14 protein-coding genes, 1 tRNA gene, 1 other RNA gene and 1 pseudogene are annotated in these 14,467 nt (G+C 46.0%); 10 read left to right on the top strand and 7 right to left on the bottom strand.

Features of this window, described 5'->3' with window-relative positions; all coding sequences use genetic code 11:
* On the bottom strand, window positions 1–1,503 hold a 1,503-nt coding region (locus EAO38_RS07740; protein WP_456237298.1), incomplete at its 3' end, for a PBECR3 domain-containing polyvalent protein.
* Window positions 1,504–1,739: 236 nt separating this feature from the next.
* On the bottom strand, window positions 1,740–2,138 hold the full coding sequence (locus EAO38_RS07735) for an LPD3 domain-containing protein (protein WP_268877830.1): 399 nt from the start codon (window positions 2,136–2,138) through the stop codon (window positions 1,740–1,742).
* A 209-nt stretch (window positions 2,139–2,347) separates the two neighbouring features.
* Between EAO38_RS07735 and EAO38_RS07730 the strand changes: the two genes are divergently transcribed.
* From EAO38_RS07730 to EAO38_RS07720, 3 genes are all read left to right on the top strand, one after another.
* Window positions 2,348–6,391 carry a PBECR3 domain-containing polyvalent protein gene (locus EAO38_RS07730; protein ID WP_121022642.1) on the top strand — a complete coding sequence of 1,348 codons (4,044 nt, stop codon included), beginning with the start codon at window positions 2,348–2,350 and terminating at the stop codon, window positions 6,389–6,391.
* Between the two features lie 108 nt (window positions 6,392–6,499).
* Window positions 6,500–6,991 (top strand): PBECR3 domain-containing polyvalent protein, encoded by a 492-nt coding sequence (locus EAO38_RS08955; RefSeq protein ID WP_205588381.1) that lies wholly within the window; start codon window positions 6,500–6,502, stop codon window positions 6,989–6,991.
* Between the two features lie 90 nt (window positions 6,992–7,081).
* Window positions 7,082–7,840, top strand: a complete 759-nt coding sequence (locus tag EAO38_RS07720) for a TSUP family transporter (RefSeq protein WP_121022640.1) — start codon at window positions 7,082–7,084, stop codon at window positions 7,838–7,840.
* On the opposite strand, the gene EAO38_RS07715 is transcribed toward EAO38_RS07720, so the two are convergent.
* Window positions 7,841–7,916 (bottom strand) — tRNA-Phe (locus tag EAO38_RS07715).
* A 72-nt stretch (window positions 7,917–7,988) separates the two neighbouring features.
* Here EAO38_RS07715 and EAO38_RS07710 point away from each other — a divergent pair.
* Genes EAO38_RS07710 through EAO38_RS07695 form a run of 4 tightly spaced genes read left to right on the top strand, consistent with a single transcriptional unit; the run spans window position 7,989 to window position 10,043 of the window.
* Window positions 7,989–8,747: an exodeoxyribonuclease III gene (locus EAO38_RS07710; protein WP_121022638.1), complete on the top strand. Its 759-nt coding sequence runs from the start codon at window positions 7,989–7,991 to the stop codon at window positions 8,745–8,747.
* Window positions 8,747–9,235 (top strand): PAS domain-containing protein, encoded by a 489-nt coding sequence (locus tag EAO38_RS07705; RefSeq protein ID WP_121022636.1) that lies wholly within the window; start codon window positions 8,747–8,749, stop codon window positions 9,233–9,235. The genes EAO38_RS07710 and EAO38_RS07705 overlap by 1 nt, the downstream gene beginning before the upstream one ends.
* Window positions 9,232–9,714, top strand: coding sequence for a 4Fe-4S dicluster domain-containing protein (locus EAO38_RS07700; protein ID WP_121022634.1), 483 nt, complete (start codon window positions 9,232–9,234; stop codon window positions 9,712–9,714). The genes EAO38_RS07705 and EAO38_RS07700 overlap by 4 nt, the downstream gene beginning before the upstream one ends.
* The gene (locus tag EAO38_RS07695; protein ID WP_121022632.1) at window positions 9,711–10,043 is read left to right on the top strand and encodes a chaperone NapD; all 333 of its coding nucleotides are present in this window, start codon (window positions 9,711–9,713) and stop codon (window positions 10,041–10,043) included. Before EAO38_RS07700 ends, EAO38_RS07695 begins: the two co-directional genes overlap by 4 nt.
* Here the strand turns inward: EAO38_RS07695 and EAO38_RS07690 are convergent.
* The 4 genes from EAO38_RS07690 to panB all read right to left on the bottom strand — a co-directional run bounded on the left by EAO38_RS07690 (window position 10,040) and on the right by panB (window position 12,803).
* Window positions 10,040–10,531, bottom strand: coding sequence for a hypothetical protein (locus EAO38_RS07690; protein ID WP_121022630.1), 492 nt, complete (start codon window positions 10,529–10,531; stop codon window positions 10,040–10,042). The genes EAO38_RS07695 and EAO38_RS07690 overlap by 4 nt on opposite strands.
* 42 nt (window positions 10,532–10,573) lie before the next feature.
* Window positions 10,574–10,934, bottom strand: a transfer-messenger RNA (tmRNA) gene (gene ssrA, locus EAO38_RS07685).
* A gap of 64 nt (window positions 10,935–10,998) precedes the next feature.
* A complete protein-coding gene (ruvB, locus tag EAO38_RS07680) occupies window positions 10,999–11,997 on the bottom strand; it encodes a Holliday junction branch migration DNA helicase RuvB (RefSeq protein WP_121022628.1) in 999 nt (332 codons plus the stop codon).
* Window positions 11,997–12,803, bottom strand: coding sequence for a 3-methyl-2-oxobutanoate hydroxymethyltransferase (gene panB / locus EAO38_RS07675; protein ID WP_121022627.1), 807 nt, complete (start codon window positions 12,801–12,803; stop codon window positions 11,997–11,999). The genes ruvB and panB overlap by 1 nt, the downstream gene beginning before the upstream one ends.
* A gap of 107 nt (window positions 12,804–12,910) precedes the next feature.
* On the opposite strand from panB, the gene EAO38_RS07670 reads away from it, so the two are divergent.
* The 3 genes and pseudogenes from EAO38_RS07670 to EAO38_RS09025 form a co-directional block, all read left to right on the top strand.
* Window positions 12,911–13,567, top strand: coding sequence for a hypothetical protein (locus EAO38_RS07670; RefSeq protein WP_121022644.1), 657 nt, complete (start codon window positions 12,911–12,913; stop codon window positions 13,565–13,567).
* Window positions 13,557–14,252 carry an outer membrane beta-barrel protein gene (locus EAO38_RS07665; RefSeq protein WP_121022625.1) on the top strand — a complete coding sequence of 232 codons (696 nt, stop codon included), beginning with the start codon at window positions 13,557–13,559 and terminating at the stop codon, window positions 14,250–14,252. The genes EAO38_RS07670 and EAO38_RS07665 overlap by 11 nt, the downstream gene beginning before the upstream one ends.
* Window positions 14,253–14,261: 9 nt before the next feature.
* Window positions 14,262–14,467: pseudogene (locus EAO38_RS09025) on the top strand (hypothetical protein); the annotation flags it as partial.

The following is a 14,467-nucleotide window of genomic DNA, read 5'->3' as shown; positions in this document are numbered from 1 at the left end:
GTGCGCACTCTGTTCCCTCCACTCTGTGGCCTGCTGCAAAAGGGATGGTTGACTTTTAGGGGGGGTTGTGCTAGGGTTAGGCAAAGGAGTTTGTATGTTTTCCTTGCCTGAAGATAAATTATTCCCCTTGCCACCTGAAAAATTAGCGTTCTCACGCAACACAGAATCGGGGCGGTTGTACGCATTAGACCGCACTTCTAAATCCACCAAAGAAGGCGCGTTTGAATTTGACTTTTCTAAAGGCTCTTGGGTGGGTTTCTCCTCTGTGGGCGATTTTCTTACCAAGACGGATTTCTCTGAGTTTTGGGCGCTATCAGATTTAACCATGTATGAAGTGAAGTCGCTTATATCTAAATCTAAAACTTGAGCGATTTGACGGCTTTTTAACTTTAGATTTTCTAATTCTTGGGGCGTTAGCTTTGCCAATTCTTGGGGGTCTCGCATAATATGATAGATCGGGTCTAGCTCTTTTTTAGTCCCCCAACTGCTATCAGTGTGTAGCTGGATTTCGCTGGGGATGCCCTTATAAGTAAATTGCACATGCAAGCCCTTATACTTGCTACTTCTATGATGAAACTCTATAATGGGCTCTATCCCCTGCGCTCTTAGGCTGTCCTCAATATGGGTCAATTGGGCATTAAGATGTCCCCTATCCTCCACTCTAATGGCCGCTCTTAAAAAGTCGCTAATGGCACTTACATCTCCTTGCTTGCTCAGCAATTTACGCTCTAGACTCTGCGCGCTTTTAAGCACATTGCCACTCTCTAGAGTGCTGCTAGGCTGGCTTAATCCCTCTAGGAGTTGCTTAAAACCCTGTTCTTGCTCTTGGGCTTGGGTGTAGAGGGTTTGGGCTTGACTCTTAAGTTCTGGGGTGGTAGGGTTAGCTCCACTGCTAGGCATATAGCCTTCAAGATCAAGGCTTGGAGTCGTGTTAGGGCGTTGGCTATGGGATAGCAGAACTTCTTTATTGAGTTGCCCCTTTAACTTCCACATATCAAAAAATCTTAACTTATCTTGCCCGCTTAAGGCTTCCTCAATCACTACCGCGTAGCCATTAATCTGTTTGGCATACACAATACGCCCACTCTCTTCTTGTATGTGTTTAAAATCGGGGCTTTTAAGATACTCTTGGTAATGGGCGATGTCCTCTAAAGTTACCGCAATTTGTCCCCGTTTGGCTTCCTTAATCGCATCGCCATGTTGTTTGAGCGTGTGTAACACTTGGTGTGCGTCAATCTCTCTTACAAGCTCTCTCTTGCCCTTAAACTTAAGTGCTTGCCCTAGTTCTTGGGCTTCTGTAGCATCCACACTAGAAACCACTAACCTTTGTTTGGCGTTAGCGTTGGCTTTAGGGCTTAAATCCCATTGCGCTATAGCTTCTTTAATCTCTTGGGGTGTTAAATTTCTTTGCCCTCCACCCTTTGCCCCCTCTAAACCTCCATCATCATTGCCCTTAGGGGGTTCATGACCCCCATTACCCCCTTTACCCCCACTATCCCCCAAATGGGGGTTAGGTATCCCTCCTCCTCCTCCTCCATCATCTGGGGGTAAGCCCCCCTCAATCTCTCTAATGAGGGCTTTGGTGGCGTTGGCGTTTAATTTGAGATTAAGCGTTTTTATTATACGCTCCCCCCACGGGCTTTACAATAGTCGCCGGAAGGTTTATACAAACTGTGCACATCTCTTGTCTTTAGTGAGTTTAGTCCGCCCCTACTAGGTTGTAAGGTGTGCTACAGCCCTTAAGGTAGGGGGTTCAACTCCTCTAACTCCAAACTATAGATTCTATGTCCTTGATCTGTTGTCTCTCTTACTGTGATCTTAGCTTGCGCTTTTTTGTCATTAATATTAATGTCTGCAAAATATCTATGTATTGCTTTTACCCCTGAACGCTCTTTATAATCCTCATGTGTTTCTCCCAATCTAGCATTCTCAAAAAGAGCTTTAATATCTGCTCCCACTTTAAAATGTTCTTCTTTTGTAAAACCATTTTCTAAACTCTTATTTAAAGCCTTATCGCTAGAGATTTTTTTAACTCCATTGGTTGAAAGACGCGCAACTACCCCCGTTTCTTTGTTCTTAATGTCTTGGTTTAAAATGGGGACTAGACTTTGCCTTAACTCCGTCCTTAAATCTTTAATATCTTTCGTCCCCTCTGTTTTATATTCAAAGGATTTACCTCCATCATCTGGGGGTAAGCCCCCCTCAATCTCTCTGATGAGGGCTTTGGTGGCGTTGTCAAAGCAGTGATGATCTCCTAGACCCTAACAAGCCTTTAAGAAGAGCCAAGCCTGAAGAGATCACTCCGGAGTTTTTAGAGGAGGTCAAAAGGACTAATGGTAAGGTGTGGATGGGGGACTTAACCAATGTGCAAATCTTGGAGCATTTGGAGTTAGACCCTAATAAACCCGTGAAAATGCTCTTTGATGGAGACGCGTTAAAACACATTGAAAAAAGGCATGGTAAGGGGTCAAACTTAGTAGAAATCAGCAAACAGCCGGCAGTAACAATTGAGGATATTAAAAGCTACCCAGAGATTGTCAATAACGCGGACTTAATAGAGGTGCAAAAATATAAAGACCACACAACCCTGCTAGCAGGTAAGCAGATTGATGGCTATGTCGTGGTGGTGGAGATTGTTAGCAAGAAAAACAACGCCTTAAACCTCAAAACGCTATACAGAGAAAACGGACTTTTAGAGAAAAACCGCGATTTCAGCGGAGCAGGCATACGACTATCCAAAGATAGCGGGAATACGCTCGAGTCAAGCTCAAGTACGCCCTTAGACGCAACCGGCTCCAATTCTAACCCTACCACCCCAGAACTTAAGAATCAAGCCCAGACTAAAGCTAACAACGCCCAAGAAGAGTTAAATAAAATAGATCCTAGCGCGTTAAGTTCTGAACAACAAGAGATTTTAAAGGTATTTCGTGGTGAGATACCCGCCACTACTCTACAAGGCAAAGATTTACAAGAGCTCTACACTTTAGAAACGGGTAGCCGTAAAATAGGGGCTAGAAAAATCCTTATCAAACACTTTGGAGAAGAAAAAACAGGTGGACTAAATAGTGCAGAACTCTTAAATATGGGCTTTGTGTTGCGGCATGGAGAAATGGACGCAACCAGCTTTGAGCTTAGAGGCGATGCCTTGCGCTATGCCTATGTGCTTAAAGAGCCAGATGGCATAACCTTAAGGGTGGTGGTAGATGAATTTAACGATGGTAAAAAGATTTTTGATTTTTACAGCGATCGCAATTTCACCAATTATCAAGGCGGTTATAGTCCTAAACTACCTACCGCCCAAGACAACCCTACCACCCCAGAACTTAAGAATCAAGCCCAAACCCTCTACACCCAAGCCCAAGAGCAAGAACAGGGCTTTAAGCAACTCTTAGAGGGATTAAGCCAGCCTAGCAGCACTCTAGAGAGTGGCAATGTGCTTAAGAGTGTGGGGAGCATAGAAGAAAAGCTAGCGTATTACAAAGGGGATTTAACAAGAGTGGATGACTTGTTAAGAGGGGCATTTATTGCCCCTAAAGAAAGCATAGACACGCAATTTAAGCACATCTTAGAGAGTCTACAAGCCAATCCCAGCATTGAGGACATCAATCCTAGATTCATTAAAACCCAAGACAATTATCAAGGCGCGCATATTAACTTTACTTATGAGGGCATCCCTAGTGAGATACAGGTGCACACGCCTAAGAGTTGGGAGGTGAAGAAAGAGTTAGACCCGCTTTATAAAGAGAAACGGCGGCTTTATTTAGAGGGTAAACTAAGCAACAAGGACATAAGAGAGTTTAAACGCAAAATGAAGGCCATAGGTCAAGAATCCGACTTAGATAGCAGTTTGTTCACTTCGTTTAAGCTCACTTCGCCACAAGCGTCATCTACCATGTCTGTATTGGCAAAAAAATCAGGCACAGATTTAAAGGACATCCAAGAGCCTTTAGAAAAGTCAAATTCAAAGCCGGGGATTTCTTCATCCGGCAACGCATACAATCTACGCGAATCAAAATTAAACCAAAAATCCACATCTTTAACCGGGGGCAAGGGGATAGAGACTGACATAGCTACTCCTTTAAGTGATGTTAGCAAACCCCCCCTTAACAATCAAATCCCCTTACTTCCCTATAAGCCCAACACACATATCCCAGCCACGGCTAAAGAAATCCTAGCCGCAGGCAGAAACGCGTCTTTAGACAAGCAAGATATTTTAGACGCCATTAGATTTAAAAACAAGCTTTTAGAAGACATTTTAAAACCTAACCCCGCTTTTGGAGAGAATTTTAAAGAATTTGCCCTTAAGGGCAAAGAGGCGGTTAGCAAGCTTTTAAGAGAAAGACGGGGGCAAGTGAGCGGAGCGTTTTATAAAGAGGGGTTGGGCTATATTGATTTGGTGTGGGGTTATGCGGGAGATGCGGAGCGTAAAGGCATAGGGTTGTCCAAAGTCATACAGAAACACATAAAAGATTTTGATGTATTCAATGGCAATAGCCCGCAACAAAAACTCATCAATGGTCTAGGCGAAATTATGCAAGAAGGGACGCTTGTTATCAATGCGCAAGATGTTAAAACCATCATCTTAAAGAAAGAGGGTAGGGAGTTCAGAGTGGGATTATCGCAGGGTTGGGATGGAAAGGGTGAAAACCATTGGATCATCACAGCCTATGAGCTTAGGAGTCCTTCCCTAGAGACTTCCGACCAATCTAGGGCGTTAGTTGGGCATGGAAACAATCTTGCCCAAAAGGACTTAGACAAGCATAGCACATCCCCCCTTAAAGCCCAAGAACAAACCCCTCAACAATATATTTTAAGCGATCAGCATGAGGCGTTTAAAAAACTCTTTGGCCTTAAAGAAGGCGATGACCCCTTTACCCCCAATATGCCCAAAGAAGTCTTAGAAGCCCTGCAGAGTGCCCAAGAAAAGCCCTTTAAAGTGCGTAGCAAAGATTTTTACTTTGGCCTTTTAGAGGGTGAAGCGCCCTATTTAAAACAGACTCTAGAACACCCCGATGCCATATTTCAAGATGAATTTGCTGTGTCTCTTGTCAAAAAGATAGAGGATAAGATTTTTCTTTTTAGGGCTGAAAATAGCACGGATACAAAATATTTTGAACGCATCACCCCTGAGGTCTTAGACAGGCTACAAACAACAGCCACACGGCTTGGCAATGGCGTTAAAGCCAAAACAAGAAGGCAATTTATTCAAGAAGAAAGGGCAAGAGATGAGGGGCTTTTAAAAGCCCAAGCCAAACAAGAGGAGGTTAAAGCCAAACCCCCCCTTAAAAAGCCCAAGGACTACAAACAGCCCCAAAGCCTAGAGGGGCTAGAAGAGTTGCCCAAGATTGCGCCCAAAGACCCCATTAATAAGAGTTTGGGCAAGAATTACAGCCGCTACACCAACAAGGGGCAAGAGGGCTTATTGGCCTTGATGTATGAGCGCACAAGATTGGATGGGCAGATCGCAAACGCTTATGCACGCCCTGAAATTGGGGGCATTGATGTATATACCCAATATGGCGGGGAGAAATACATGGATGCGGGCAGAATCGCCCAAGAATCTAAAGGGCTAGAGACCTTTAAAACCCAGCCCCAAGAGTTTTTAACCCCAGTAGGAGCAGAGGCTGAAATACGAGCTAAGAGAGACTTTAAGAAGTGGCGCAACACGCATATCGCTAACGCCATTGATCGCACGCTCAAAGAAGGCGAACTTAGTCGTCTTGATGACAATAGTGTCGCATTGAATTTAACACAGACCTACAATGGCAAAGATTGGGATTTTAAAGCCCGCATTGATTGGAGCAACAACAATGACCCCAGCCAGCCTAGAAGGTGGGTGTTACAAGATTTTAAGGTGGTGGAGAAAGAGCCCCCAAGGGAGGCTAGCCAAGACCTCCTAGACCCTAACAAGCCTTTAAGAAGAGCCAAGCCTGAAGAGATCACACCCGAGTTTTTAGAGGAGGTCAAAAGGACTAATAGTAAGGTGTGGATGGGGGATTTAACCAATGCGCAAATATTAGAGCATTTGGACTTTGACCCTAATAAGCCGATTAAAATGTTATTTGATGGAAACGCGTTAAAACACATTGAAAAAAGACATGGGCCAAATGCGCCTTTAGTTAAAAGTAGTGGGCAAGCTACCATAACAAGGGAGGACATAGCGCATTATCCGGAAATTATAAACAATGCTGATTTAATGCGCATAGAGGACACTAAGGACCATCAAAAGGCTTTAGTTGTTGGCAAACAAATTAATGGGTATTTTATTGCGGTGGAAATTATTAGCCAGAAAAACAACACACTAAAACTCAAAACCATGTACAAAGGAAACGGGGACCTAGAAACAGAGTCTATTTTTAAAGATGGTGTGCAAATACGACTATCCAAATGATAGCGTCGCCCCCTAGTTGCAAAGAACTAGTGCCACTTAGACGCATCGTGCACACCACCAAACGATCCTACGATAACCAACTGAATACACCCTTAAGGAGCTTTGCCCATGCTCACCCCCTACCTTAACCAAGTTTTCCACGCCGATGCGTTAAAGCATATTGAAAGACGGCATGGAGAGGGATCAAACTTAGTAGAAATTAGCAAACAGCCCGCAGTAACAAGAGAAGACATTATCCATCATAAGGATATTGTAAATAATGCAGATAGGCATGTAGTTGATACAGACAAATACCATCAAGAGGTTTTGATTAGTGGCAAACAGATTAATGGCTATGTGGTGGTGGTAGAAACCATTAGCACTAAAAAGAACGAATTAAAATTAAAGACAATCTATAAAAAGGCAGACCTCTTAGTGATCTCAGATGGGGATTTTGTTGGGCTTGATCAAATCTTGCCCAACAAATGCGCCAAAAACGCCAAGATAAAAACCGCTTTTATTTGCTCGATGTCAATAGCAACTCGGGAGCAAAACATGCCTTTGATAAACACTGGGTCTATGACAGCCACAGCCAAAGTATCCGCGTGCTGTGCAAACTAGGCAACGATTTGAGGGCGTGATTGCCCTTAAGGCTAATCTCTCCAATAGAGCTTTGTTATAATCGGTTGGGAGTCTATTAGGGAGAGTGCGATGGAGTTAGAATGGTATGTCTATGGAATCTTTTTTGTGGCGGCATTCAGTGCAGGGCTGGTGGATTCGATTGCTGGAGGTGGGGGGCTTATCACCGTGCCCACCTTGATGGCATTAGGGATCCCTCCCCACATGGTGCTAGCCACCAATAAATTACAAAGCAGCTTTGGGAGTTTCACCGCCGCGCTGAATTTCTGCTTAAAGGGCATGGTGCCTCTAAGAGAAGTCGCCTTTGGGGTGGGGTGCGTGGTGGTGGGCGCGGCGTTGGGTACGACTTTGATTTTATGGCTCAAGGCGGACATGTTGCGCGTGCTCATCCCTATTTTCTTATCTTTGATCTTTATGTACACCTTGCTAGCTCCCAAAGTGGGGGAAGGGGATAGCCATCCTAGGGTCAAACCCGCCCTTTTTTATGGGATTTTTGGGTTAGGATTGGGATTTTATGACGGCTTTTTTGGGCCGGGTACGGGTTCGTTTTGGACTTTTGCCATGGTCGCGCTCTTAGGGCTGAACATGAAAAAAGCCACCGCGCGCACGAAAGTATTCAACTTCACCAGCAATATTGTGAGCTTGAGCGTGTTTTTAATGGGGGGGGAGGTGATTTGGTCTGTAGGGCTCTTGATGGGGGCAGGGCAGATGTTGGGGGCATGGGTGGGTTCTAATTTGGTGATGGCTAAAGAAGTCAAGTTTATCCGCCGAGTCTTTTTATGCGTGGTGGGGGCGACAATTTTAAAACTCTTTTGGGATTTTGCGCGCTAATGGTGGCTTGAGGCGGAATCGAACCACCGACACGAAGATTTTCAGTCTTCTGCTCTACCGACTGAGCTATCAAGCCAAAAGCACAATTATACTACATAGGTCCCTAAAATTTAACTTAAAGTGTTATAATCCCCTTAAAAGGTGTTAGATGCGCTTAATTTCGTGGAATGTCAATGGCTTGAGGGCATGCATGCAAAAGGGTTTTAGGGAGTTTTTTCTAGAAAGTGGGGCTGATATTTTCTGTGTGCAAGAGACTAAAATGCACCCACAGCAGGCGGATTTTGCCTTTGAAAACTACCATGCTTTTTGGAATAGCGCACAGAAGAAGGGCTATAGCGGGGTGTTGACCTTGAGCAAAAACGCGCCTTTGAGCGTGCACTATGGATTGGGGCTAGAAGAGCATGACAACGAGGGGCGCGTGATCACTTGTGAGTATGAGAACTTTTACTTGGTCAATGTCTATACGCCTAATTCGCAAAGGAGGCTACTGCGCCTGCCTTATCGCCTGCAATGGGAGAGCGCGTTTAGGGATTTTTTGCAGAATTTGGCAAGGCATAAGGGGGTGGTTGTGTGCGGGGATTTGAATGTCGCCCACAATGAGATCGATTTGACCAACCCGCAGAGTAACCGCTATAACGCGGGCTTTAGCGATCCCGAGCGCGATGCCTTTAGGCAATTACTCCAACTGGGATTTTTGGACACCTACCGCCATTTTTACCCCAACCAAACAGAAGTGTACACATGGTGGAGCTATATGAGCCAAGCTCGGGCGCGCAATATCGGTTGGCGTATTGATTATTTCTTGGTCTCTCAAGGCCTGCAAGCCCAGCTCAAAGGCGCGCATATTTACGCGCATGTTCTGGGCAGCGATCACTGCCCTGTGGGCTTAGAAATTGGGGGGGATTGATGGAGCGTTTCGTGGATGAGAACGCGTTCTTGGTGAGCAAAACCAATCCTAAGGGGGTGATCACCTATGCTAACTACCCCTTTGTCAAGATTGTGGGGGCGCATGAGAGGGATTTACTGGGCAAACCCCATAATATCATCAGACATCCTGACATGCCCAAATTGGCGTTTAAATACCTGTGGGAGCGCATTAGTACAAAGCAGGAGGCAAGCGTGTTTGTGAAGAACAAAACTCTAGATGGAAATTTCTACTGGGTCTTTGCCATTGTAACGGCATCCTTAGGTGTAAAGGGAGAGATCGTAGGCTATTATTCGGTGCGCCGCCGCCCTAATTTCAAGGGTGTCAAGGAAGTTAGCGCGCTCTATGCAACGCTCTTAGCATGTGAAAAACAAGGTGGGATACGCGCTTCTGCAGAAGAATTAGAACGCGTTTTAGCCCAAGAGAAAATGAGCCTAGATCAGCTCATGCACACCCTCCAAAGACTATGAATCCTAAAAAACCCTTTAGGGAGATTTTCAAGGGCTTAAAGCCTAAAGCTTTTGTAATCCCCCTGCCCTATTTCAACCCCCAAAGGGCGCAAGAATGCCTAGATTGTGTGGGAGGGTGCGTTTCAGCCTGTCCTGAACATATCATTATCAAAGAAGAAGGCGCACTTCCTCACTTAGACTTTAAAGAACGGGGTTGCACATTTTGTGGGGAATGCGCGCAGGTGTGTGCTCAAGAGCACGCGGGGGTGTTAGAAAGGGAGCACTCTAGTGTCATAGGGGCGTGGGCGCTCATTGATTTTCAAACCTGTTTGAGTTATCAAGGTGTGGTGTGCTTTGCGTGCAAGGACACATGCCCCTACAACGCCATTAGCTTTGAGGGCATGTTTTTCCCTCATATCCATGCTTCTTGTACGGGCTGTGGCATGTGTGCACCCGTGTGCCCTAGTCAGGCTATCTTGTTTGTAGAAAGGAAAACATGAATATTTCAAGTGTGATTGTCAAAGTCCAACCGGAGAGTTTTGAGCAAAGTTTAAAAACGATTGAGGCTTTGGAGTGTGTGGAGGTGCCCGCTTTTGATCAAGAAAAGGGGGTGATCATCGCCTTGATCGAAGCTCCTGACACACAGGCAGAATTGCGCGCCAATAGAGAGATCGAAAACGCCCCCGGGGTGGTGAGCGCGCACATGCATTTTAGCTATTCAGATGAAAACCCCCTCCCCCCCAATATCCAAGCCAGTTTGGAGAAAATTGAAAAATCCCAAGACGCTAAAGCGGTGCGTTATAGTGGGGATATTAATAATTGGCTTTAATTAGCCTTGCGGGTGTTGAGCCATTGGGCTTTGATATCCATGGCAGAGTGCAGGGAGGCTTCGAGCTGCTCGGCAAGATTGAGCAGGGGTGCAAGGTCGGTTTTCCATTTGGCTTGAGAGAGTTCTTTTTGAAGCGCGTCCACCAAGTCTAGGGCCTTGTCTAAATCAATGGGGGGTTCAAAGGCCTTTTTGAACATCGCGCCAAATCCTTCTTTTTTGGCTTCTTTGGCTTGGTTATTGGGAATCAAAATGAGTTTGATATTTTGTGTTTCTTGATAAACGCGATCCAATTGCTTGACTTCTTGGTAATCTCTGCCCTTGTCAATGGCCTCCTCTAAAATTTTGTTGCTGGCACTGACTAATTGCGTTGCCAATTCCGCACTCTTGGCCTCTGCATTGGCGAGCGCATGGACATCAATACCCATCAGTGAAGACGCTGTAGTCAGCATCCACAAAACAGACACTACAAAACATCGCTTCAGACTCATTGGCGTACTCAATCCTTCTTGCTATGGGGAAACATTGTAAAATGGTGGAGCTGTGGGGAATCGAACCCCAGTCCAAAAATCACATCCGTCCGTGGGCATCTACATGCTTAGAGAAGTGAACAAATTGTCGGGTTCTTCTTAAGCCACCTCTCTAGCTCAAATAAAGACCCCTAGCTCTAAATCTTACTTTAAAAAACGAGCACTTTTTAAAGGCATCTGGCTAAAAATGATGGAATGCCAACAGGACACCAGCGACCCTGCTGACTTCCAGCTCGCTACGCAGCTTTAGCGTAGTTAGGAGCGTAATTAGGATTGTTTACGGTTATTGTTTGTGTCGTTTTACAAGAGACACTTGGCATGCAACCCACGCTATGCAACCTTTGTCGAAATCCTGTTCAGCCCCAAAAAACTTAGCAAAAACTAAGTGGTGCAGTATAGCATGCTATGCTTACGATTTTTTTAAATTTTTAGAGCAAGCGGGGGCGGCTGAGTTTGAGCGTTTCGTAAGTCTTGAGCGTGGCGATACGCCCCTTAGCCGTGCGCTCCAAATACCCATTTGCCAATAAAAAGGGCTCAATCACCTCTTCAATAGTGCTTTCATCTTCATGCAAACTGGCTGCAATGGTACTAAGCCCTAGGGCTTTGTTTTTGGCGTTGGCTAAGAGATTGAGATAGAGCAAATCCAGCGCGTCAAAACCATGCGCGTTCACGCCCAACTCCTCTAGGGCAAAGAGTGTGGTTTGTAAAGAAATGCATGATTCATTGGCATGATCGGCAAAATCGCGCACGCGTCTTAGCAGTCTTAGCGCGATGCGGGGCGTGCCCCTAGATCGGCGCGCGATCTCCATGCTAGCTTGGGGCTCAATGTCTTTTTGCAAGCGCGCGCTCGCGCGCGTGATGATGGTGCTTAGTTCTTCTATGCTGTAAAACTGCATGCGAAAATGCATGCCAAAGCGCTCGCGCAAGGGGTTAGAGAGCAACCCGGCGCGCGTGGTCGCCCCTATGAGGGTAAAAGGGGCTAGATCAATCTTAATGGTTTGGGCAGCCGCTTTAGAGCCGATGATAATATCTAGCCTAAAATCCTCCATTGCCGGGTAAAGCACCTCTTCAATGGCCGGGCTCAAGCGGTGGATTTCATCAATAAAGAGAATGTCTTTAGGGTTGAGATTGGTTAAAAGGGCGGCTAAATCGCCGGTCTTTTCAATCATGGGGGCGGTGGTAACTTTGATATTGGCATTAAGCTCTTTAGCGATGAGATGGCTTAGAGTGGTTTTACCCAAACCCGGAGGTCCAAAGAAAAGCACATGATCTAGGGTGTCTTGGCGTTTGCGTGTGGCGCTAATAGAGACTTGCAATAATTTTTTAATCTGTTCTTGCCCGATATAGTCCTCCCACAAGCTAGGGCGTAGGCTTAAAGATTCTTGCTCTTCTAGGTCTAGTGCCTCCACATTGACGAGTCGTTGCATTAGTAACTCTCTTGCTCAGAGGGGAAATGCCCCGTTTGGATGTCTTGGACATAGCGTTGCAACGCCTCTTCTATGAGAGTGCCCCCCTCTAAATAGGTGCGCACAAATTTAGGTTTAAACGCCTTGAATAGTCCTAGCAGATCGCTAAAGACTAAAATCTGTCCATCACACCCCGCCCCGCTCCCTATGCCTATGGTGGGGATCTTTAAGCGTTGGCTAATCTCTGTAGCCACAGATGCGACCACGCCTTCTAACACCACCAAGCTAGCCCCTGCTTCCTGCACGCTCAAAGCGTCTTCTAAAAGTTGGCGCGCGCTTGTGGGTGTTTTGCCCACAATCTTATAGCCCCCCACCGCGCGCACACTTTGGGGCAACAACCCTATATGCCCCACCACCGCCACGCCTTCTTGTACCAATCTTGCAATCAAGGGCGCACGCGCCTGTCCGCCCTCTAATTTGATCGCATCTGCACGCGTTTGTTGGTAGAATTTTAAAGCATTTTTGAGGGCTTGTTTTTCATGGGTGTAGCTCCCATAGGGCATATCCGCTACTACAAAGGCACGTTGCACACCCCGACACACCGCCTTAGTGTGATAGAGCATTTCTGCCATGCCCACACTCAAGGTATCCGGTTTGCCCGCAAAACTCATATTCAAGCTATCGCCCACTAAAATCAGATCTACATGGGGGTCAAATAGGCTTGCAAAGAGCGCATCGTAAGCGGTGATCGCGCTGATCTTGCTAGGATCGATCCCCTCTTGGGGGTGCTTTTTGCGTTGTAGAGTGTCCAAAGTGATTTTTTTCATCGCTACACTTTTTGAGAGATTTTACCTTTAAAATGCTATGATAAGATTAAAATTTTTCACTAGGGCTAGTATTGAAAATTAAAGGAGTGCTTGGGGCTTTTGTGCTTATGTTTCAGGGGTTGTGGGGGATAGACTATAAGACGCTTGATCCTAAGTACTACAAGTACATCAAGTTCTATGAAAAATACACAGATCAAGAAATCGCCCTGTTGATTGACGACATTCAAGAAGCCGAGAAAAAGACGGGATTATTGCTAGGACTGAGCACGGGTTTTTTTTACAATAGCGCGATCAAAGAGGCGATGCAAAAGGGCATTATCCGGGGCAGGCAAATGGATTATCTGTGGACAATTGGCGTGCGCTTTGGCTACCAAACTTTCCGCCCCTCCCTCTTTGCTAAAACCATGCGCCCTAATTTCATAGGGCGTAGAATTTACATCCAATACATCGGGGCGATTCCCAAACAATCTAATATCGGGCGTGTCGGTTATCAAAGCGCGACCATCAACGCGGACTTGATGATCGATCCCACCTTGCCCTTAGTAGAACGTTATCTTTCCATGGGCTTTTTATTGGGGGTGGGGCTGGGGGTGATCACGCAAGGAACAAGCACCAACGCTTTTTTTGGCATGATGGCCAATGCGGGGATCGCCTTTAGCATCTTTGGGCATAACCGCGTGGAGTTGGAATTTAAAGTATTGGCCAATAAAGATGTTTCATGGTGGGGTGGATTGATGCATGTAGGGTACCAATATGTTTTTTAAGCGCGCTTTTCAGGGGCTCTTTTTGGGCGCGTTGGTGCTTGGCCCATGCTGGGGGGGGGTGGATGTGCGCCAACAGCGTAGCCCAGACGCGGAAAAAGAATTTCGCATTTACATGCTCAAAGGGCAATTGTATGAGGCAGAACTAGCAAAATTTGTTCAAGAGGTGGCCAAACACAAAAGCGGCCCCTTTGTGGGCCTGCTCTTGGCACAAACGCTTATTAGAGTGGATGGGGTGAGAAGCGCGGGGTTACCCCTTTTGTACGGCTTGAAAGTGGGCTATCAGAAATATATCAAAAGCGATGTGGGCGGGTTGCGCGTGTATGGGGAGTATATGGGAGGCGTGAATCGAAGTGTGCTCCAACCCCAGCAATCTAGCACCTATCAGATTGCAAGTCTCAATTTGGATTTGGTGATGGATAAATCCATTGACACGCATAAAAAATACGCCATTGGCGTTTTTGGGGGGCTGGGTGTGGGGTGGAGCGCTTATAAGGATTATCCTAGCGCTGTGCGTAATCCAAATGGCTTTGGCTTGGTGATCAATTTGGGAGTGGCCATGACTCTAAATATCAGACATCGTATTGAGCTTGCCATGAAAGTTCCCCCCTTAAAGGTGAGTCATGCCTTTGCCTACAACTTTGCTAGCGACAATCTCTACTACATTAGCTATAATTTCTTGCTCTAGGGAATGGCGATGAAAATTTTATTGGCAATGGGTTTGCTTCTTACAAGCGTAGGGGCGATGCCCCCCCCTATTTTAAAAGACACCAACTCTGATGTGATCTTTGAAGACGCTCAACCCCCCACCTCCTCTAGAAACCCAAGTCCCCCAACCCCAAATCCAATCCCAACAAGTCCCCAAGACCCCACAACCTCACCCAGCAATCCCTCAGTCTCAAC

The organism is Helicobacter vulpis (assembly GCF_003660395.1).
GTDB lineage: Bacteria > Campylobacterota > Campylobacteria > Campylobacterales > Helicobacteraceae > Helicobacter > Helicobacter vulpis.
This window is presented reverse-complemented; position numbering and strand designations above follow the sequence as displayed.